The 20,736-nt window shown below is 75.0% G+C and carries 17 protein-coding genes; 7 read left to right on the forward strand and 10 right to left on the reverse strand.

The window, feature by feature from the left end:
- Nucleotides 1–52: 52 nt before the first annotated feature.
- From GLX25_RS07650 to mtrA, 4 genes are all read right to left on the reverse strand, one after another.
- Nucleotides 53–742, reverse strand: a complete 690-nt coding sequence (locus tag GLX25_RS07650; RefSeq protein WP_166548584.1) for a ComF family protein — start codon at nt 740–742, stop codon at nt 53–55.
- A 111-nt stretch (nt 743–853) separates the two neighbouring features.
- Nucleotides 854–2,554, reverse strand: a complete 1,701-nt coding sequence (locus GLX25_RS07655) for an LpqB family beta-propeller domain-containing protein (RefSeq protein WP_155841830.1) — start codon at nt 2,552–2,554, stop codon at nt 854–856.
- Entirely contained in the window at nt 2,547–4,220 is a 1,674-nt protein-coding gene (gene mtrB, locus GLX25_RS07660) for an MtrAB system histidine kinase MtrB (protein ID WP_155841832.1), read from the reverse strand. Before mtrB ends, GLX25_RS07655 begins: the two co-directional genes overlap by 8 nt.
- Before the next feature lie 13 nt (nt 4,221–4,233).
- Nucleotides 4,234–4,914, reverse strand: a complete 681-nt coding sequence (mtrA, locus tag GLX25_RS07665; RefSeq protein ID WP_155841834.1) for an MtrAB system response regulator MtrA — start codon at nt 4,912–4,914, stop codon at nt 4,234–4,236.
- A 138-nt stretch (nt 4,915–5,052) separates the two neighbouring features.
- On the opposite strand from mtrA, the gene GLX25_RS07670 reads away from it, so the two are divergent.
- Genes GLX25_RS07670 through GLX25_RS07690 form a run of 5 tightly spaced genes read left to right on the forward strand, consistent with a single transcriptional unit; the run spans nt 5,053 to nt 10,487 of the window.
- Nucleotides 5,053–6,246, forward strand: coding sequence for a hypothetical protein (locus GLX25_RS07670; RefSeq protein ID WP_155841835.1), 1,194 nt, complete (start codon nt 5,053–5,055; stop codon nt 6,244–6,246).
- On the forward strand, nt 6,237–6,905 hold the full coding sequence (locus tag GLX25_RS07675) for a DUF4129 domain-containing protein (RefSeq protein WP_166548585.1): 669 nt from the start codon (nt 6,237–6,239) through the stop codon (nt 6,903–6,905). Before GLX25_RS07670 ends, GLX25_RS07675 begins: the two co-directional genes overlap by 10 nt.
- Nucleotides 6,902–8,182, forward strand: a complete 1,281-nt coding sequence (locus GLX25_RS07680) for a DUF4350 domain-containing protein (protein WP_271192505.1) — start codon at nt 6,902–6,904, stop codon at nt 8,180–8,182. Before GLX25_RS07675 ends, GLX25_RS07680 begins: the two co-directional genes overlap by 4 nt.
- Complete coding sequence (locus GLX25_RS07685; protein ID WP_155841837.1) at nt 8,179–9,150, forward strand: AAA family ATPase; 972 nt, start codon at nt 8,179–8,181, stop codon at nt 9,148–9,150. Before GLX25_RS07680 ends, GLX25_RS07685 begins: the two co-directional genes overlap by 4 nt.
- Nucleotides 9,151–9,152: 2 nt before the next feature.
- Nucleotides 9,153–10,487, forward strand: a complete 1,335-nt coding sequence (locus GLX25_RS07690) for a DUF58 domain-containing protein (RefSeq protein WP_155841838.1) — start codon at nt 9,153–9,155, stop codon at nt 10,485–10,487.
- A gap of 52 nt (nt 10,488–10,539) precedes the next feature.
- On the opposite strand, the gene GLX25_RS07695 is transcribed toward GLX25_RS07690, so the two are convergent.
- On the reverse strand, nt 10,540–11,535 hold the full coding sequence (locus GLX25_RS07695; RefSeq protein WP_155841840.1) for a stage II sporulation protein M: 996 nt from the start codon (nt 11,533–11,535) through the stop codon (nt 10,540–10,542).
- 17 nt (nt 11,536–11,552) lie between these two features.
- Here GLX25_RS07695 and GLX25_RS07700 point away from each other — a divergent pair, with 17 nt between their 5' ends.
- A complete protein-coding gene (locus GLX25_RS07700) occupies nt 11,553–12,401 on the forward strand; it encodes an RDD family protein (RefSeq protein ID WP_155841842.1) in 849 nt (282 codons plus the stop codon).
- A 101-nt stretch (nt 12,402–12,502) separates the two neighbouring features.
- Here GLX25_RS07700 and ahcY read toward each other — a convergent pair whose 3' ends face one another.
- The 3 genes from ahcY to GLX25_RS07715 are packed head-to-tail and all read right to left on the reverse strand — an operon-like array spanning nt 12,503 to nt 15,691.
- Entirely contained in the window at nt 12,503–13,990 is a 1,488-nt protein-coding gene (gene ahcY / locus GLX25_RS07705) for an adenosylhomocysteinase (RefSeq protein ID WP_155841844.1), read from the reverse strand.
- Between the two features lie 55 nt (nt 13,991–14,045).
- Nucleotides 14,046–15,479 carry a phosphomannomutase/phosphoglucomutase gene (locus GLX25_RS07710; RefSeq protein ID WP_155841846.1) on the reverse strand — a complete coding sequence of 478 codons (1,434 nt, stop codon included), beginning with the start codon at nt 15,477–15,479 and terminating at the stop codon, nt 14,046–14,048.
- Complete coding sequence (locus GLX25_RS07715; RefSeq protein ID WP_205719846.1) at nt 15,476–15,691, reverse strand: DUF3499 family protein; 216 nt, start codon at nt 15,689–15,691, stop codon at nt 15,476–15,478. The genes GLX25_RS07710 and GLX25_RS07715 overlap by 4 nt, the downstream gene beginning before the upstream one ends.
- Nucleotides 15,692–15,737: 46 nt before the next feature.
- On the opposite strand from GLX25_RS07715, the gene GLX25_RS07720 reads away from it, so the two are divergent.
- The gene (locus GLX25_RS07720; RefSeq protein WP_155841850.1) at nt 15,738–16,181 is read left to right on the forward strand and encodes a hypothetical protein; all 444 of its coding nucleotides are present in this window, start codon (nt 15,738–15,740) and stop codon (nt 16,179–16,181) included.
- A 48-nt stretch (nt 16,182–16,229) separates the two neighbouring features.
- On the opposite strand, the gene GLX25_RS07725 is transcribed toward GLX25_RS07720, so the two are convergent.
- Both GLX25_RS07725 and GLX25_RS07730 read right to left on the reverse strand, forming a co-directional pair.
- Nucleotides 16,230–17,651: a DUF5719 family protein gene (locus GLX25_RS07725; protein ID WP_155841853.1), complete on the reverse strand. Its 1,422-nt coding sequence runs from the start codon at nt 17,649–17,651 to the stop codon at nt 16,230–16,232.
- Between the two features lies 1 nt (nt 17,652).
- Complete coding sequence (locus GLX25_RS07730; protein WP_166548586.1) at nt 17,653–20,670, reverse strand: glycosyltransferase; 3,018 nt, start codon at nt 20,668–20,670, stop codon at nt 17,653–17,655.
- Nucleotides 20,671–20,736: the final 66 nt, after the last annotated feature.

Below are 20,736 nucleotides of genomic sequence, written 5' to 3' on the forward strand. Positions count from 1 at the left end.
CGCCTGTCCTGACACCGTAGCCCCCGAGGTGTCGGATGTCACGGGTGGATGCTCACGCGTCCGCATCCACTCGGCCGATTCGCAGGCGGGTGCGGGCGAGCACCGAGATCGCGTCCACCGAGCCGCCCGCCTCCCGGATGGCGCGGGCCGCGTCGGCCAGCGTCGAACCCGTCGTCACGACGTCGTCGACGAGCACGAACCGCCGCCCGTCGAGCCGCCCGGGGGCCGCGAACGACCCGTCGGCGTTGAGGCGACGGGCCTCGCGACCGAGTGCCGCCTGGTCCGCGCGGCGACCGGCGCGGAGCACCTGGGCGGGTGCGAAGCCCGCACGCCGCACGAGCAGGCGCACCGGGTCGTACCCGCGCGTTCGCCGAGCCGCGGCGGTCGACGGCACCACCGCGATCTCGCGGGGCGTCGGGTCGAGCCCGCCGGCCGCCGCCGCGAGGGAGTGCCGCAGCGCCGCGCCGAGCGCCCGCGCGGCATCCGTCCTCCCGTCGTCCTTGAACGCCCGGATGACGCGCGCCGCCGTCCCCTCGTACTCCAGCGCGGCCCACGTGGCGACCCCGGCGGGCCGCGGCTCGACGCGGACGGGGCGCGGGGCGAGTGCGGAGCGGCATCCGTCGCAGAGGCCTCGGTCGGGTTCGCCGCACCCGGCGCACGCGACCGGCAGGAGCAGGGAGAGGGCGTCGAGCAGGGCGGCCGGGGCGCGCGTCGGCCATGGACCTGCGACTGGCGGGATCACACCCGCAGGATGCCGCCCGCGGCCGGGCCGCGTCCGATCCCGCTGGGGTCGGTGGCGACTGCGCTCCGCCCGGTGGCGGTGGAGGGCGGGTGCGGCTCCCCGGTGGGCCGGTCAGCCGGTCTGCTGCGTGGCGAGGAAGCGCAGGTCGCGCGCCTGCACCTGCCATCCGACGCCGGCGCCCGTCGCGAGGCCGCCGTCGGACGTGAGGATCCGGAGGTCGCGGAGGCTGTTCGCGCCATCGATCCGGATGCCCGAGGGCGGCCCGTCGCGAGACTCGGCCGGGGTGCCCAGCTCCTGCACGGTCAGCCGGGTCTCCACCTCCGCCGTCTGCGTGAGCGTCCCGATCGTGCGCGAATCGAGCCAGGCGACGTCCAGCGGCGTGCCGCCGGACGCGGCCAGCTCCAGGGTCACCGGCCCGAGCTCCGTCGGGATCCCGTCCTCCCCGCGCACGACCGACGCGGCGACCAGGCGCGTGCGCGATCCGTCCACGAGCAGGGCGGCCATGCGCGTGCCGTCCCGGGCGAGCTGCAGCGAGACGATCCGGTCGGCGGTCCACGGCACCGCGATCTGCCCGCTCGATCCGTCGGCCGCGTACCAGGCGAGCTCGTCCGGCGCGTCACCCGGCACGGACCAGACGATCCCGTCGACGTCCAACGCCGGCGTGATGAGGCCGCCGCGGGGGTCGAGCAGCACGGTGTCGGCGTTCGCGTCGACGAGGAGGACGCCGTCCTCCGCGAGGACCGCCGCAGCAGTCGCGCCGGGGCCGAGCGCCGCACCGACCGGGCCGAGCGCCACGACCTGCTCGGACACGCCCTCGATGGCGGCCACCTGCTCGCCCGCCGACGACAGGTATCCGAAGGCCTCGCCGTCGTAGACCACGGGGCGCGGGTCGACGCGGAGCGTGCGCTCCGGCAGGTCCGCCGGGTCCGGTGCGCTGAGCGGAACGCCGTTCAGGGTCAGCGACACGTCGTCGACGTTGCGCACGCCGAGGAGGCTCTGCTCGAGCTGGTACTGCATGAGCTGGATGGCGCGGATGTTGTCGAACGCGGCGCCGCGCAGGTCGACCGTGGCCGTGCCCCCCGTGACCGGCACGGTCGACTGGCCCAGTTCGACGTCCTCGGGGAACGCGGATGCCACGCCGGGGTCGAGCCACTCGACGGGCCCCTCGAGCAGGGCCCGGACGATGCTCGTCTGGAGGGAGTCGCGACCGGCGAACCACCGCACGTCCGGCACGACGTATCGGAACTGCGGGTCGAAGAACGCGAGGCTGTAGTCGCGGTAGACCAGCCCGAAGCTCGTCTCGTCGATGAGCACCCCGGGCGGCGCGAGCGAGATCCGCCATTGGCCGTCGATCTGCTCGAAGCGGTACTCGAGCTGCACGGGCTCGGTCGAACCGGCCGCGATGTACTGGCCGTTCTCGGCGAGGCTCGCCTGAGGCACGACCCGCATGCGGATCAGGTCGTCGCCGAGTTGCGTGAAGGACCGATCCGCGAGCACGTCGATCGAGACGGCGGCACCCGACTCCCACTCGTCGGCGAACGTGGGCGTGAGGAACTGGCGCGCGATCTCGTAGTTGCCGCTGGGGCTCGCGGCGGCATCGATGAAGCCGTCGAGGATCTGCTGCTGGTTCGCGTCCTCGCGCGGACCGCGCGGGAGGATGTCGATGTCCACCGGCTGCTCGGTGGCCTCGGGGTCGCCCTGGTTCACCGCCCCGCTCGTCGGGATCGACACGCACCCGGTGAGCGCGGCGACGACCGTCGCCGCGGCGATCGCCAGGCGCACGAGACGTGATCGGGATGCGCGGTCAGACATCGCTGCCCTCCTGGATCGGGGCGTCGCCCGCGGCGACGGGTGCACCGCCGTCCGGTCCGGTCGCCTCGGGATCGGCGGGCTCGAGCGGGAGCGGCGCGACGACCGGGTCCTCCGGGTCGTGGACGCGCGGGAGGACGAGGCGGAAGACGGTGCCGCGACCCTCGCGCGACCAGACGTCGAGCGTCCCGCCGTGCGCGACCGCGTCCTCGACCGAGATCGCGAGCCCGAGGCCGGTGCCCCCGATCGTGCGCCGACGACTCGGATCGGCTCGCCAGAACCGGTCGAACACGCGCTGCGCCGCCTCCTCGGACATGCCGAGCCCGTAGTCGCGCACCGAGAGCGCGACCGCCGTGGCGTTCGAGTCGACCGAGACGACGATCGGCCGGCCCTCACCGTGCTCGATCGCGTTGCCGATGAGGTTGCGGACGATGCGGCGGATGCGACGGGGGTCGACCTCCGCGTCGAGGTGCCCGCCCGGTGCCTCGAGCCGGAGCTCGCTGCCGCGCTCGAGCGCGAGCGCGTGCATCGACTCGATGGATTCGGCGGCGAGGTTGACGAGGTTCGTCGGTTCCGTCTCCAGCTCGACGGAGCCGGCGTCGTAGCGGCTGATCTCGAGGAGGTCGGCGAGCAGCGTCTCGAACCGCTCGGTCTGCGTCTTCAGGAGCTCCGCCGTGCGGGCGGTCGCGGGCGGGAAGTCCTCGCGCTGGCCGTAGAGCACCTCGCCCGCGAGTCGGATGGTCGTGAGCGGCGTGCGCAGCTCGTGCGAGACGTCGCTCACGAATCGCTGCTGCATGACCGAGAGCTCGGCGAGGTCGTGGATGCGGGCCTGCAGCGTGTCCGCCATGCCGTTGAACGATTCGGCGAGCGCCGCGAGCTCGTCCTCGCCCTTGGCGGGGAGCCGGACGCCGAGGTCTCCCGCGGCGAGTCGCCGGCTCGTCGCCGAGACCGCCTGGATCGGCTCGATGACCCAGCGCACCACGACGAGCGTGATCGCGCTGAGGAGCGCGATCAGCGCGACCGCGCCGATGGCGCCCGTGAGCTGCATGAACGCCAGGGTCTGTGCGGCGTCCGCGAGGTCGTACCCGATGTACAGCTCGTAGCGTCCCGCTCCGCCGGGGATGACCAGGTCGGTGCCCACGACGACGCCGGGAACCGGCTCGCCGTCCCGTCCGTCGAGCTCGACGGACTGCCAGTACTGCGTGTCGGGGTTCTCCTGCACGCGCTCGCGGAGCTCGGGCGAGATCTTCCCGCCGAGGTCGGGGCTGAGGAAGTCGGGCGGGGCGAGGCTCACGGGTGTCGTGCCGGGCGCGCGGAAGAGCGCGATGTCGGGGCTCCCGGAGACGCCGATGACCGTCTCGATCGCGGAGTTGGTGACGGCCTGCACGGTCGCCCGGTCGGTGGCGTCCGACGCGTCGAGGGCGCTCTGCGCGGCCGCGGCGGCCGTCGACGACGCCCCCAGCGCGTCCTCGACCTGGGCCTGGAACAGGTTCGACGCGACCGTGAACGAGATCGTGAAGCCGATGACGAGGATGGCGAGGCTCGACAGGCCGAGCGTGATGAGCACGGTGCGGAACTGCAGCGACCGGCGCCACAGCGTGGAGAAGCGTCGGACGCGCTCGCGCAGCCATCCGGCGGCGCGCTGCGCCGGGGTGGCCGCGGTGGACATGGCGCGACCCGCCTCAGGTCGTGGTGCCGGCGCGATAGCCCACGCCGCGGACGGTCATCACGATCCGCGGGTTGTCCGGATCGTGCTCGACCTTCGCGCGCAGCCGCTGCACGTGCACGTTCACGAGTCGCGTGTCGGCCTTGTAGTGGTAGCCCCACACCTGCTCGAGGAGCATCTCGCGCGTGAACACCTGCTGCGGCTTCGATGCGAGGGTGAGCAGGAGGTCGAACTCGAGCGGCGTGAGGTTGATGCGCTCGTCGCCGCGACGGACCTCGTGGCCGGCCGCGTCGATCTCGAGGTCGCCGACCGTGATCGTGTCGACGACGGTCTCGGGCGCCGGGCGAAGCCTCGTCCGGATGCGGGCCACGAGCTCCTTCGGGTTGAAGGGCTTGACCATGTAGTCGTCGGCACCGGACTCCAGGCCCTTGACGACGTCGGCGGTGTCGCTCTTGGCGGTCAGCATGATGATCGGCGTGCCGCTCTCGGCGCGGATGCGGCCGCACACCTCGATGCCGTCCATCCCCGGCAGCATGAGGTCGAGGAGCACGAGGTCGGGCTTGGCCTCGCGGAACGCGCCGAGCGCGCCTCCACCGTCGGCGCAGAACACCGGATCGAACCCCTCCGTGCGCAGCACGATGCCGATCATCTCGGCGAGGGCCGTGTCGTCGTCGACGACGAGTACGCGAGGCGTCATGCGTTCGTTCTCCGTGGGTTCCGGCGGGCGGGCCGGGCGGCAGTCCAGTGGCACCAGCGTAGCCGTTCGCATGGACGGGTCGGCCGTGGGCGGCCTGTGGCAGCATTGTGGAATCCCCCGGGAAGGAGCACGACGCACGTGTCGGATCAGCAGTGGCATCCCCCCACTCCCCCGGCGAGCGCCGGATACGGACCGCCCCCGCTCCCACCGGGAGCCGCCGCACCGCCGCCCGCACCCGCACCGGGGTACGGCGCGACGACGGCGCCCGGCTACGGCGCGCCGCCCGGCGGGTGGACGCCGCCGCCGAAGCCCGGGCTGCTGCCGCTCCGGCCGATGGGCTTCGGCACGCTGCTGTGGGCGCCGTTCCGCACCCTCCGCCGGAACCCCGCACCCGTGTTCGGCACGGGCCTCGTCGTCCAGCTCGCCTCGGCCATCGCGACCGCCGCCGTCTTCGTGCCGTTCCTCGTGCTCGCGATCGGTCGCATCGAGTCCGCGAGCGCCGAGGACCTCGACGCGGTCATGACGGGGACGATCGGATGGCTCATCCTGCTCACGCTCGTCCCGGTCGCCGTCGGCGTGGTGGCCGGGGCCTTCCTGCAGGGCGTCATGGTCGTCGAGGTCGCGAGCGGCACGCTCGGCGAGAAGCTCGGGTTCGGCGCGCTGTGGCGGCGCGCCGCGGGCCGGATCGGCCCCCTGATCGGCTGGACGCTGCTCGTGAGCGTCGTCGTGCTCGGGGCCTTCGTCCTGCTCGCCGCGATCATCGTCATGACGGCCCTGATCGCGCCCGACCCGCTCACCGTCGTCGGCGTGGTCCTCGTCCTCCTGCTGCTCCTCCTCGGGCTCGCCGTGCTCGGCGCCTGGCTCGGGACGAAGCTCGCTCTCGTGCCGAGCGTCATCGTGCTCGAACGTGCGGGCATCGCGCAGTCGGTCCGCCGGTCGTGGCAGCTGACGACGGGGTACTTCTGGCGGACGTTCGGGCTGATCCTGCTCGTCGGCCTCATCGTCTCCACGATCGGCCAGACCGTCGTGCAGGTGCCCGTGCTGGGCGGTACGATCCTGGCCGTCATCCTCGACCCCACGGGGGGCGCGACGTACGAGGCGGTGACGATCGGGTCGACCATCGTCGGCACCGTGCTCTCGATCCTCGTGGGCGCGATCATCGCGGTCGTGCAGGCCGCGCTGATCGCCGTCATCTACATCGACCTCAGGATGCGTTCCGAGGGGCTCGACCTCGAGCTCGAGCGGCACGTCGAGGAGCGGGAGGCGGGCCGTCCCGTCTCGGATCCGTTCGCTCCCCCGCCGGCGGGTGACGCGGTCCCGACGTGGTCCTGACGGCCCTCGCGCGGCTGGAGCCGCCGCTCGACCCCGACGCGCCGGAGGCGCGGCGGTGGGTGGTCGAGGAACTCGCCGACCCGGAGTACCGCGCGGCCGAACCGACGCTCTTCGACCTCGCGGCGCAGGCGGTGCGCGACTGGATCGCGAGCCTGTTCAGCGGCGCCACGGGGCTGCCGGTCCCGACGCTCGCGCTCATCGCGGTGCTCGTCGTCGCCGGGCTCATCGGCCTCGGTCTCCTCGTGTTCGGCCTGCCGCGCCTGCGGCGCCGCTCGCCCGGCTCCGTTCCGCTCTTCGACGACGGCGACCTGCGCGACGCCGCCACGCTCCGGCGTGCCGCCGAACGGGCCGCGGCGTCCGGAGACTGGGCGCTCGCGATCGAGGAGCGCTTCCGCGCCCTCGTGCGGGGGCTCGTCGAGCGCGAACTCGTCCGCGTGCACCCCGGCACGACGGCCCACGGCATGGCGCGCGCGGCGTCCCAGCCCTTCCCCGGGCACGGCGCAGCGCTCGAACGGGCGGCCGACGCGTTCGACGGCGTGCGCTACCTGGGTCGTGCCGGCGACGCCCGGACGCACGCCGAGGTGGCCGCGCTCGACGCTGAGCTCGAGACGGCGCGGGCGGCCGCGGCGACGGGCGCGGCCGTCGGAGCGGACGCGTGAGCGCGGTGCGCGAGGACCCCGCGGTCCCGTCGGCATCCGAGTCCGGTCCCGTGCCCGCCCGCGCCGCTCGGGCGGTCTCACCCGGCGTGCGGGCGTCGCTCAGCCGCAGGCGCACGTGGGTCGTCGTGGCCGTTGCGCTCCTCGCCGGCGCACTCGTCCTCGTGGCGCTGCAGGGTGCGATCCGCGCTCCCGGACCGCCGCTCGCCGCCGACGATCCGGCGCCGGGCGGCGCGCAGGCCCTCGCGCGGGTGCTGGAGGGCCGCGGGGTCGAGGTCCGGCAGGTGCGCAGCCTCGACGCCGCCCTGGACGAGGCACGGCGCGGCGCGACCGTGTTCGTCCACGACGGGCTGGGCGTACTGGATCGGGAGCGGATCGGGGAGCTCGCCTCGGTCGCCGACGCCATCGTGATCGCCCGACCCGACTTCGCGGCGCTCGAGGTGCTCGCTCCCGGCGTGCGGCTCGCCGGCGCCGCGGAGGGCGGGCCCGGTCCAGCGGCCTGCGCCGTGCCCGCCGCGGATCGGGCCGGGACGCTCTCGGACGGGCAGCGGCTGCTGGCGATCGACGACGACGCCGCGGCAGCCGGCTTCACCGGCTGCTTCCCGTCCGGCGACGGGTTCGCCGTGGTGGCCGGGACCGCGCCGGACGGCGCCGAGGTGGCGTTGGTGGGTGCGACGACGCCGTTCGCCAACGAAACCATCGACGAGGCGGGCAACGCGGCCCTCGCGATCGGCCTGCTCGGCGAGCGCGAGCGTCTCGCCTGGTACCTGCCCGGGCCGGGCGACGCGGATGCCGCGGGCGCGCCGACCCTCGCCGAGCTGACTCCCGGATGGGTGAGCCCGGTCCTCGTCCTCCTCGTCGTCGTCACGATCGCCGCCGGCGCCTGGCGCGGCCGGCGGTTCGGTCCGCTCGTGGTCGAGGACCTTCCCGTGCACGTGCCCGCGTCCGAGACGGGCGAGGGCCGGGCGCGCCTGTACGCGCGGAGCTCCGCGCGCCTCCGGTCGATCGACCAGCTCCGGATCGGCACGATCCGCCGACTGTCCGCCGCGCTGCGACTGCCCCGCTCGGCCGAGGTCGACGCGGTCGTCGCCTCCGCGGCGGGCGCGACCGGGCGGCCCGCGGCATCCGTTCGCGCGCTGCTCGTCGACGCCGTGCCGCGCGACGACCGCGAGCTCGTCCGCCTCGCGCGCGACCTCGACGGGCTCGAACGCGCCGTGCACGCCGCGATCGCCCCCGATGCATCCCTCGAAGCCACCGACCCGACAGGAAGGCGACCATGACCGACCCGATCCCCGACGACGCGCAGCTGCGCGGCGCGCTCGACCGCGTCCGCACCGAGGTGGGCAAGGCCGTCGTCGGCCAGGACGGCGCCGTGACCGGCCTCATCATCGCGCTCCTCGCCGACGGGCACGTGCTGCTCGAGGGCGTGCCCGGCGTCGCGAAGACGCTGCTCGTTCGCACGCTCAGCCGCACGCTCCGCCTCGAGACGCGGCGCGTGCAGTTCACCCCCGACCTCATGCCCGGCGATGTCACGGGCTCGCTCGCGTACGACCCGCGGTCGGGCGAGTTCGCCTTCCGCGAGGGACCCGTGTTCACGAACCTGCTGCTCGCCGACGAGATCAACCGGACGCCGCCGAAGACGCAGTCCGCACTGCTCGAGGCCATGGAGGAGCGACAGGTGTCGGTCGACGGCGTGACGAGGCCGCTGCCCGCACCGTTCCTCGTGGCCGCGACCCAGAACCCGATCGAGTACGAGGGCACCTACGCCCTGCCGGAGGCGCAGCTCGACCGGTTCCTGCTGAAGCTCGTGCTCGAGGTCCCGGAGCGCGACGCCGAGGTGGCGATGCTCCGCCGCCACGCCGACGGCTTCGACCCGCACGACCTCGCCGCCGCGGGCGTCGAGCCGGTCCTCGGCGCGGCCGACCTGCTCGCCGCGCGCGCCGCGGCCCGCCGCGTCGGCGTCGCCGACGACGTGCTCGCGTACGTCGTCGACCTCGCCCGCGCCACGCGCCGGAGCCCGTCGATGCGGCTCGGCGTCAGCCCCCGCGCCGTCGCGGGCCTCCTGGCCGCGGCGAAGGCCTGGGCGTGGCTGAACGGCGTCGAGCGGGTGACGCCCGATCACGTCCAGGCCATGCTGCTTCCGGCGTGGCGCCACCGCGTGCAGCTCCGGCCCGAGGCCGAGCTCGAGGGCGTGTCGGTCGACCAGGTGCTGCGGTCGATCGTGCAGCAGGTCCAGGTCCCGCTCTGACGATGGCCCTCACCGGACGCTTCAGCCTGCTCGTCGCCCTCGGCGTCGTGCCCGTAGTGCTGCTCGGCGCCGACGCTGCCATCGCGTGGGCGACGCTGCTGGGCTGGCTGCTCCTGGCCCTGGCGCTCGGCGGAATCGATCTCGCGCTCGCGGCATCCCCTCGCCGCGTCGCCGTCGAACGCGACCTTCCGTCGCGGCTGCGCCTCGGCGAGACGGCCCGGTCGGAGCTGGTGCTGCGCAACCTCGGGCGGCGGATGCTGCGTGCCGAGGTCCGCGACGGATGGCCGCCGTCGGCGGGCGTGCACGGTCGGAACCGGTCGCGGGTCGACGTGCCGGCGGGCGAGGGGGGGCGCGTGACGCTCGCCCTGACGCCGACGCGGCGCGGCGACCGCGTCACCGAGGCGATCACGGTGCGCTCGCACGGTCCGCTCGGCCTGTGGGCGCGTCAGGCGACGCTCGCCGCACCCGGCCGGCTCCGCGTGCTGCCGCCGTTCCACTCCCGCGCGCACCTGCCGTCGCGCCTCACCCGGCTCCGCGAGCTCGAGGGCCGCACCCCGATCCTCGTCCGCGGACAGGGCACCGAGTTCGACTCGCTCCGCGAGTACGTGCGCGGCGACGACGTCCGTTCGATCGACTGGCGCGCGACGGCCCGACGCGCCGACCCGGAGTCCCCGGGGGCGGCGAAGCTCATGGTCCGCACGTGGCGGCCCGAGCGGGACCGGCGCATCGTGATCGTCGTCGACACCTCGCGCACCGCGGCGGCGCGCATCGCCGACGAGCCGCGACTCGACACGGCCTACGAGGCGGCGCTCCTCCTCGCGGCGCTCGCGACACATGCGGGCGACCGGGTGGACCTGCTGCTCTGGGACCGGCGTCGGCGCGGCCGCGTCCACGGCGCGAGCGGGGCGGACCTGCTGGCCCGCATGGTCGACACGATGGCCGACGTCGAGGCCGAGCTCATCGAGGCCGATTGGGCGGGGGTTCCCGCGCAGGTCCGCAGCGTCACGAGCCGGCGGGCGCTCGTGGTGCTGCTCACGGCAGCGGACTCCCCCGGCAGCGCGCGCGGCCTGCTGTCCGTGCTGCCCCAGCTGACCGCGCGGCACCGCGTGATCGTGGCCTCCGTCACCGATCCGACGCTCGGTGCCGCGGTGTCGCGGCGCGACGAGCTGGCCGACGTCTACGCGGCGGCGGCCGCGGAGCGCACCCGCCTCGACGGCGACCGCGTGGCCGCGGCGGCGCGGCGGCTCGGCGCGACGACCGTGGCCGCCGGTCCGGCCGACCTGCCTCCGGCGCTCGCCGATCGGTACCTCGAGCTCAAGGCCGCCGGGCAGCTCTGAGCGGATGCCGCGGGGCTCGCCGCACGGCCGGCCGTCCGCGGGCGACCGGGACTCAGCCGGCGGTCGCCCGCCGCGCGCCCGCGTCGAAGGCGGCGAGGTCGCCCGTCTCGCCCGCCCTCGCCGCGCGCCGGCCGAGGACGAGCATCGCGAAGAGCAGCAGCCCGAGGGCGAGCGCGCCGATGCCGATCTTGACCGGCCACGGCCAGGGCGCCGGCGTCACGAAGCCCTCGATGACGCCGGCGAGCAGCAGGAAGAAGACGAGCCCGATCGCGACGGAGAAGAGCGCCCGGGCGTCCTCCGCGACGGCGGCGCCCCGCGTGCGGGCACCGGGAGCGACCCAGGCCCAGAAGATCCGAAGGCCGGCCGCCGCCGCGACGAAGACGCACGTCAGCTCGAGCAGGCCGTGCGGGGCGATGTAGAGGAAGAAGGTGTCGGCCTCGTCGTAGGCGAACATGATCGCCGCGGTCAGGCCGAGGTTCTGCGCGTTCTGGAGGATCACCCACGGCACCCAGACCCCCGTGATGCCGAACGCCACGCACTGCGCCGCGATCCAGGCGTTGTTGGTCCACACGGCCCCGGCGAACGACGCGGCGGGATTCTCGGAGTAGTACGCGACGAAGCCCTCCTCGGCGATCTGCCGGAGTTCCTCCTCGCTGCCGAGGTTCGCCATGACCCGCGGGTCGGCGAGCACCCAGGCCGCGTACAGCCCCGCCACCGCGAACGTCGCGAGGGCGACGGCGAGGGTGAGCCAGCGCACCCGGTACAGGGCGGCGGGCAGCCCGACGAGCGCGAAGTGCGAGAGCTGCCGCAGCGGGTTCTCGGAGACGCCGGTGAAGCGCAGCCGGGCCCGGGCGAGGATGAGCGAGAGCCGCTCCCCCAGTGCCGTCGATCCCGCGGTGGCCTGCACGAGCGAGAGGTCGGCGGCCGCGGACTGGTAGCGCTCGATGAGCTCGTCGGCCTCGGCGCCGCTCGGGCGCGACCGCCGCGAGAGCGCGTCGAGACGCTCCCAGTCGTCGTGTCGGGCGGTCGCGAGCGCGTCGAGGTCCATCTGCTTGAATACTAGCCATGCCCGCCGACGCCGCCCCGACGCGGACCGCGACCGCGACCGCGATCGACGACGAGGCCGTGCTCACGGGCGAGGCGGTCGCGCTCGACCTCCGCCCCGCGAGCGCCGTCATGCGCGCCGGCGGCGCCGCGATCGACGTGGCCCTGACGATCGTCGTCGGCCTGCTCTCCCTCCTCGCGATCTCGGGGCTCGACCTCGACGAGGCCGCGTTCCGCGCGGTCGGCATCGCGCTGCTCGTCTCGTGCATCGTCGTGCTGCCGACGGCCGTCGAGACGGCCTCGCGCGGCCGTTCGCTCGGCAAGCTGGCGATGGGCATCCGCGTGGTCCGCGACGACGGCGGCTCGATCGGCTTCCGGCACGCCCTCATCCGCGCGCTCACGGGCGTGCTCGAGATCTGGCTCACCTTCGGCGGTCTCGCCGTGCTCGTCGGGTTCCTGAACCCCGACTCGAAGCGCCTCGGCGACATCCTCGCCGGCACGCACGGCCAGGTCGAGCGCGTGAAGGCCTACGTGCCGGCCGCGTTCGGCGTGCCCGGGGAGCTCTCGGGCTGGGCGGCCGTCGCCGACGTCGGTCGGATGCCGGATCCGCTCGCCCGCCGGGTCGCATCGTTCCTGCGCAACGCCCCGCACCTCGCGCCCGCGAGCCGGCAGCGCGTCGCAGCAGCGCTCGCGGCCGAGGTCGCCCCCTTCGTCTCGCCGGTGCCGCACGTCGAACCCGAGCTCCTGCTCGCCGGCGTCGCAGCGCTGCGGCGCGAGCGCGATCTCGCGGCGCTGGCGCTCGTCGATGCGCGCATGCGCGCCCTCGCGCCCGTGCTCGAGTCGCGGCCGATCGGCTTCCCCGAACGCTGAACGGCCGCCCGCGTGCGGGCCCGCGAAGCTCGCCGGCCCTCGCACGAGCCGAGACGGCGGATGCCGCGGCGCACGTCGCGCGCCGCGGCATCCGCCCGTGTTCAGTACCGGTAGTGGTCGACCTTGTACGGACCCTCGACCGGCACGCCGATGTAGGCCGCCTGTTCGGGCGTGAGCACGGTGAGCTCGACGCCGAGCGCGTCGAGGTGCAGGCGCGCGACCTTCTCGTCGAGGTGCTTCGGCAGCACGTAGACCCCGATCGGGTAGGCGTCCGGCCGGGTCCAGAGCTCGATCTGGGCCAGCACCTGGTTCGCGAACGAGTTCGACATCACGAACGACGGGTGGCCGGTCGCGTTGCCCAGGTTCATGAGGCGGCCCTCGGAGAGCACGAGGATGCTGCGCCCCGTCGGCAGGCGCCACTCGTGCACCTGCGGCTTGATCTCGACCCGCTCGGCACCCTCGAGCGACTCGAGCGAGGCCATGTCGATCTCGTTGTCGAAGTGGCCGACGTTCGCGACGACCGCGAGGTGCTTCAGCGCGAGGAGGTGCTCGAGCCGCACGACGTCCTTGTTGCCCGTGCCCGTGACGAGGATGTCGACCTGGTCGGCGACGGACTCGAGCCTCGCCACCCGGTAGCCGTCCATCGCGGCCTGCAGCGCGTTGATGGGGTCGATCTCGGAGACGATGACGCGCGCGCCCTGGCCGCGCAGCGCCTCGGCCGCACCCTTGCCGACGTCGCCGTAGCCCGCGACGAACGCGACCTTGCCGCCCATGAGCACGTCGGTCGCACGGTTCAGGCCGTCGGGCAGCGAGTGGCGGATGCCGTACTTGTTGTCGAACTTCGACTTCGTCACCGAGTCGTTGACGTTGATCGCCGGGAAGAGCAGCTCGCCGTCGGCGTGCAGCTCGTACAGACGGTGCACGCCGGTCGTGGTCTCCTCGGTGACGCCCCGCAGCTCGGTCGCGATGCGGGTCCAGCGGTCGGGGCTCGCGGCGAGCGAGCGGCGGAGCGTGTCGAGCACGACGCGGTACTCCGCGCTCGCGTCATCCGCCGCCGCCGGAACCGAGCCCGCCGCCTCGAACTCGCGCCCGCGGTGCACGAGCAGCGTGGCGTCGCCGCCGTCGTCGAGGATCATGTTCGGGCCGACCCAGTCGGCGCCCGCGGCCTCGGCCTCGGCCGACCAGTCGAAGATGCGGTCGGTGCACCACCAGTACTCCTCGAGCGTCTCGCCCTTCCAGGCGAAGACGGGCACGCCGGCGGGCTCGTCGACCGTGCCGTCCGGGCCGACGACGACCGCGGCGGCCGCTTCATCCTGCGTGGAGAAGATGTTGCAGCTCGCCCAGCGCACCTCGGCGCCGAGCGCGACGAGCGTCTCGATGAGCACCGCGGTCTGCACGGTCATGTGCAGGCTCCCCGCGATGCGGGCGCCGGCGAGCGGCTTCGACTCGCCGTACTCCGCGCGGAGCGCCATGAGGCCCGGCATCTCGTTCTCCGCGAGGCGGAGCTGGTGCCGGCCCGCCTCGGCGAGCGAGAGGTCGGCGACCTTGAAGGGCAGGGCGGATGTCGCGGAGGGCGTGACGAGGGTCATGGCGTCCATTCTCGCAGCCGCGTGGGCCCGAGGCATCCGCCCGCCGCGCGAACGGCTACGCGCGGATGAGCGCGAGCACCTCGTCGCGGACCGCGGTCATCGTCGCGACGTCCTCGCCCTCGACGTTGAGCCGCAGCAGCGGCTCGGTGTTCGAGGGCCGCACGTTGAACCACCAGAACGGCTCGTCCTCGGCGGTGATGCCCGTCGCGGTGAGCCCGTCGAGCTCGTCGAACTCGACGCGGCCCGTGAACGCCTCGACGATCCGCGTGTAGGCGGCCGGCACGTCGGCGACGGTCGAGTTGATCTCGCCGGAGAGCGCGTACGGCGTGAACCGCGCGGACATCTCGGAGAGCGGCGCGTCCTGGGCGCCGAACTCGGCGAGGAGGTGCATGGCCGCGAGCATGCCGTTGTCGGCACCCCAGAAGTCGCGGAAGTAGTAGTGGGCGGAGTGCTCGCCGCCGAACACCGCGCCGGTCTCGTTCATGCGGTCCTTGATGAGCGAGTGCCCGACGCGCGTGCGGACCGGGATCGCGCCCACGGCCTCGATCGTCTCGGGCACGAAGCGCGAGGTGATGAGGTTGTGGATGACGGTGGGCTCGGGCTCGCCGAGGGCGCGGACGCGGGCGATCTCGCGGAGCGCCACGATCGCGGCGACCGCCGACGGGTCGACCGCCTCGCCGCGCTCGTCGACGACGAAGCAACGGTCGGCGTCGCCGTCGAACGCGAGCCCGAGGTCGGCGCCCTGCTCGAGCACCGCGCGCTGCAGGTCGACGAGGTTGGCGGGGTCGAGCGGGTTCGCCTCGTGGTTCGGGAAGGTGCCGTCGAGCTCGAAGTAGAGCGGGACGATCTCGAGCGGGAGGGCGGGCAGGCCCGCCGCCTCGCCCAGGACCGCGGGCACCGTGAGCCCGCCCATGCCGTTGCCGGCGTCGACGACCACCTTCAGCGGGCGGATGCCGCCGAGGTCGACGAGGGTGCGGAGGTGCTCGGCGTAGTCGGCGAGGACGTCGGCCCGCTCGACGCGACCGGGCTCGGGCACGACGGGGACGCCGGCCTCGAGGTAGTCGGCGGCGCGGTCGCGGATGGCCGCGAGCCCGGTGTCGAGCGAGATGCCCTGGGCCCCCGCCCGGGAGAACTTGATGCCGTTGTAGGCGGCCGGGTTGTGGCTGGCGGTGAACATCGCCGCGGGCGCGTGCAGCGAACCCGAGGCGAAGTAGCTCTCGTCGGTCGAGCAGAGGCCGATCGCGACGACGTCGGCGCCGCGTGCGGCGGCGCCGCGGGCGAACGCCTCGGCGAATCCCGGCGACGAGTCGCGCATGTCGTGGCCGACGACGACGCGGCCGCCCCCGGCGCCGACCTCGTCGACGAACCCGGCCCCGAGCGCCTCGACGACCTCGGCGGTCAGCGCCTCGCCGACGATGCCCCGGACGTCGTAGGCCTTCACGATCGTTTCGAGGCGCGCGAGAGCACCCGGCTGCACGGGGGGATTCATGCCGTGAACCCTACCTCACCGAGGGTGACGTGCCGGATGATCTGCCAGCCGCGCGGAGCGGACGTGCGCTCGGCATGGCGCGCGCACAGGTCGTAGGAGTGCGGCTCGCGCGTGAACGACAGCGGCCCGAGGACGGCGAGCGAATCGGCGTAGTCGTACGTCAGGGTCGCGACCGCCTCAGCGGTGCATGCGGTGCGCGAACAACGTCTCATGGCGACCCCCAGCGTAGCGATCCGACCGGCCGCTACGATGGAGGCCATGCCCCGTTCCCGTCGTGTCGCCGCGACGTCGGCCTCGCGGAGACGCCTGTCGCGCGACCGTCACGGCCGCGGCATGCGGTCCGCGGTGACCGGCCCCCACCTCCCGCCGCTCCGGACCCGGATCGACGAGTTCGACGTCACGCTCGCCTCGACGGCGGCCTACCTGCGGGGGCTCTGGCCCGACCTCGAGGGCGTCGCGTTCCAGGTCGCCGACGCTCCGGCCGAGGCGATCCACGACGACCACGTCGACCGGTGGCGGGTCTACCACGACGAGCGCCGGATCGTCTTCTTCCGGCTGCCGATCGTGCGCTTCCTCCGCACGCAGGAGGGCGAGGAGAAGGACGAGCGGCTCCTCGTGGAGAGCTGCGTGTTCCGCGCGGTCGCCGACTTCCTCGGCCGCGACCCGTGGGAACTCGCACCGGGTCGGTACCGCCACCTCTGACGCGCCGGCTCGGCTCGACGGCACACCGCCGGGACCGAGCACGCCGCCCTACTGCGGGAACACGCGCACCGGGCTGTCGAGGGGACCCGGCGGCGCGACCGGGATCGAGGCGAGCGCGTCGTCGGCCTCGAAGGTGACCGCGGCGTGCGCGCCCTCGACGCCGTCGAGGATCACGCGGTCGCCGCCCTGCACGGCCACGGAGGCCGTGCCGCCGGCCGGGACGGTCACCGAGCGCTCGGCCCCGCCGATCGCGACCGTCGCGGTGACCTCCGCGTCGCCGGGGTTCGCCAGTCGGAGGCTCGCTCCCGGCCCCTCGGGGATCGCGACCGCGGCGCGCTCGAGGAGCGGACCGGTTGCGGCCGACCAGGCCAGGTCGGCGAGGATCGGGTCGTCGCCGTCGCCGAGGACCGTGGAGCGCGCGGCCGCCACGACGGGTGCGTCCGCGTCGACGACCACGGTGTACGAGCCGGGATCGAGCGCGCCGAGCGGGAGGTCGGTGGTCTGGCCCGCGGCGAGCGTGACGTCGATCCGCGAGACGGCCGCGCCGCCCTCGTCCCGGACCTCGACGACCGCGGAGGCCTCGGCGTCGTCGGGCGCGAACAAGCGCAGTGCGGCGAAGTCGTCGCCCTCGGCGTGGTCCTCGTCGGGCGCCACGCCCTGGAGGTCGGTCACGACGAGCCCGGGCACGACCTGGCGGGTCGCGGGCGGGGCGACCGGCGTCGACAGCTCGACACCCGCGGGTTCGAGGCCCAGCACGACCGAGTGCTGCAGCGCCGCGGCGATCGGCGCGCCCGAGCTCGTGACGTGGACGACCGGCGTGCGCACGCTCGGCGCGAGGCCGGCGAGCGAGACGACGCGCTGGCTCGCCGGGGGCACGACGATGCCGAGGCCGGCCGGCGCCTCGACCGCCCCGGCCTCGCCGACCACCCGGACGTCGACCGTGGAGGCGACCTCGCCGGGGTTGGCGAGCAGCACCAGCCCCGATCGTCCGACCTCGGTGGCGCCCGCGACGAGCCACGAGTCGGATGCCGGCTCGACGCACGCCGCGGCGGCGAGGCCGCTCAGCGACTCGGTCGCCGCGGCCTGCGACTGCGCACCCGCGAGCATCCCGGCCAGCACCGCCCCGGGCTCGGCGGAGATCGCGACCGGACCGCCGTCCGCGGCCGCCCCGGCGTTGTCCGGCGCGTCGAGGGGAACCTGCTCGATGGCCGCGCTCTCCGGGTCGGCCGCGACGACGAGCTCCGGTGCACCGACCGACCGGGCGGTGGCCGCCGCCGCGGCGTCGTCCGCGAGCGAGAGCAGCGGACCCGGACAGACCCGGAGCTGCCGGCTCTCCGCCGGCTGCACCACCGTCGACGGCGGTTCGGCCGCGACCTCGGGCAGCGCCGCGACGGATGCCGCGAGCAGCGCGCCCGCGACGAGGCCGCCCGCGGCCACGACCGCGACGCCCCGAACGACCCCCCGGATCACGTCACGCCTCGTCGGCACCGCGGCCACCTCCGTCCTCGTCCACGAGTTCCCCGGGCCCCGCGGCCGCAGCGACCGGCTGCGCGCCCGACGACGCGTCGTCGCGGCTCGACGACCCGGACTGCGCCGCATGCGTCGCCTCCGGCGCGGCCGCGCCGGGCTCGGTCGTCGTCTGCTCGTCCGTCGCCGCTGGTCGCTCCCGGACCGGCCGTCGACGACGCCGCACCGACGGCGGCCGGCGGTCGGGCTCCCGACCCCCGCCCGTCGGGATCGACAGCAGGAGCGCCGCGCCGATCACGACGAGCTGGCCCGCCACGACCCATCCGGCGACGGGTCCGGGATCGGGGATGCGGGCACCGGGCGCGTTCGGCTCGGCGCCGACGAAGCGCCAGATCGGGCCGAAGTCCGTCTCGCCGATCGCGACGACCTGCGGATTCCCGTCGAGCGCCGCGCGAGCGCGCTGCTCGACCGCGACCGCGGCGGTGTCCTCGGGTGCCGCGGACCCGACCAGCACGAACGACAGGCCGAACTCCTCGACGGCCGCGGTCGCGTCGTAGCCGCTCCGCGAGGCGAGGTTCCCGGCGAGCGTGGCGATCGACTCGGTCCGCTGGGTGAGGTCGCGCCGCGTGGAGGCGAGGGTGGACTGCTCGTCGAGCGTGGCGCCCGTGCCGCGCTCGATGGTGGCGCGGATGCCGCCGTCGGCCGTCGGCTGCATCCGCAGCGTCCCGACGCGCGGATCCGACGCCGCCTCGGCCTCGACGAACGCCGGGAGCGTCCGCTCCGGAGCCGGCCCCACCGCCGTGCGGCCCAGCGCGATCGCTGCGACCGTCGGCGCCACGGCGACGATCCCGAAGGCGGCCACGACCGTGGCCGCGAGCGCCGCCCCTCGTCGCAGGGTGCTGAGCGCGAGGATCGCGGCGGCCAGCAGGCCGAGCCACATCACGCTGATGCCGGCCCCCGCCCATACGGGCACCGTGCGATCGCCCGAGAAGGCGACGTGCACGAGGGTGGCACCGAGTGCGGTGGCGAAGCCCGCCGCGGCGAGGGCCAGCGCGAGCAGGCCTCCGCGCAGGCGGCGCGTCGCCACGACCCCGATCGCGGCGAGCGCGAGCGGGGCGAGGAGGACCGCGAGGACGATCGGGGGCGGTACGAGGTCGGCGACGAGCCCGCCGAGGGCGTCCTCCCAGCGGCCCCACGTGCCGTTCGCCTGTCCGAGCGCCACCTGCGCCACCGTCGGCTCGCCGCCGCCGTGCGGCACGCCCGGGTCCGCGAGGAGGGAGAGCGGCGCGCCGCGCCCGACCTGCTGGACGATCAACGGCAGGGCCAGCGCGAGCGCCGGCAGCGGGATGCCCGCGAGCCGGACGGCCGCGCGACCGGCGAGCGGCAGCGCCACCAGCCAGGCCAGCACGAGCGCGGGCGCGAGGACCGGGGCGCACGCGACGATCGCCGCGAACACGAGCGAGGCGGCCGCGGCGGCCGCCCAGGAGGTCCCGGCGGCGAACATCAGCACTGCGAGCCAGGGCAGCAGGACGTGCACGAGCACCGCGGCCGGGCGGCCCGCGGCGAGCGCATCGAGGAGCGGGGGCGCGACCGCCCACGCCAGTCCGCCGAGCACGCGCAGCGAGGCACGCTCGGTGAGGCGGGACGCCGCGAACCATCCGCCGAGGCCGGACAGCGGGATGGCGAGCAGCCACAGTCCGAGCAGCGCGGCTGAGGGGTTCCAGAACGCCGCGCTCCCGAGGACCGCGAGCACGCCGGCGAACGGGTCGGCCGCGCCGGCGAACCCGCCGCCGACGTCCCGCCACCCCGCGGACGCGTTGCGCCAGAGCGAGGCGACGTCGTCGGAGAGCGGCAGCAGGCCGCCGCCGGAGATCCCGCCGGACGCGATCAGCGGCGCGTACAGGATCGCGGCCAGCGCGATCGTGGCGAGCAGGACCCATCCCCCGCCCGTCTGCAGGAACTGCAGGTCGTCGACTCGGCCCCGCGCGCGCTGGCGGCGCGCCTCGGCCGCGAGCTGGCGTCGCACGCGGACCTCATCGGGCCGGATCCGGAGCGGGGCGAGCGCGGACCACTTCGCGGTCTTCACGCGCGCGATGCCCCGCCGCGAGCGCGCGACGCGCTGCGGCGTGACCATGACCTCGATCGCGGCGGCGAACTCGCCGGGAATGGAACCCGGGGTCTTGACGAGCAGGTGCCGGAGCGACCGGAGCACCGCGATCGGCAGGAGGGCGAGCCAGTGCACGGGCACGAGCACCACGGGTGCGTCGGCGAGCCGCCGATGGAGCCAGGCGGTCCGGGCCGCGCGTGCGCGGTGCCGCGCGGCGCGGCCGCCCGGCTCGGAGCCGGGGCCGGCGATGCCGGCGTCGGCGAACCGGATCGCCGCCGACGGCACCGCGATCACGCGATGTCCGGCGAGCCGTGCGCGCATGCCGAGGTCGAGGCCGTCGTCGACGACCGGGAGGGCCGGATCGAAGCCGTCGAGGTGGCGCCAGACGGCGTGCCGGACGAGCAGCCCGACGGGGTCGGCCCCGAGGACGTCGGAGAGGTCGTCGTGCTGCCCCTGGTCGAGTTCGCCGTCGACGATCGGCAGGCTCCGACCGCCTCGCGTGACCGATCGGCCGAAGCGCACGATGCGCTTCGGATCGTCCCACGCGAGGAGCTTCGGTGCGGCGATCGCGGCGGTGCGCGCGTTCTCGAGCGCCGCGACGAGCGACTCCAGCGCACGGGGCTCCGGAGCGGAGTCCTCGGTCAGCAGCCAGAGCGACGACCGGTCGTCGGGCGGCTCGGGGAGGGTCCGCTCCACGGCCGCGACCGCAGCGCCGAACGGCTGCGACGCCCCGAGCGAGACGACGTGCGAGGGCCGCAGCGCTTCGACCACGCGCCGGGTGGCGTCGTCGGCGTCCATGAGCACGACGGCGAGGTCGTCGTGCGGGCGCGTCTGCGACCGCAGCGCGTCGAGCGTGGCGCGGAGCCGGTCCCCGCCGTGCTGCACGACGAGGACGGCGGTGACTCTGGGGAACATCGGGGCAAGCCTAGGCGGCCGCCCCCGCGGCATCCGTCAGCACTGCGGGCGTGCCGTGAGCACGCA

The organism is Agromyces luteolus (genome assembly GCF_009729855.1).
Lineage (GTDB): Bacteria > Actinomycetota > Actinomycetes > Actinomycetales > Microbacteriaceae > Agromyces > Agromyces luteolus.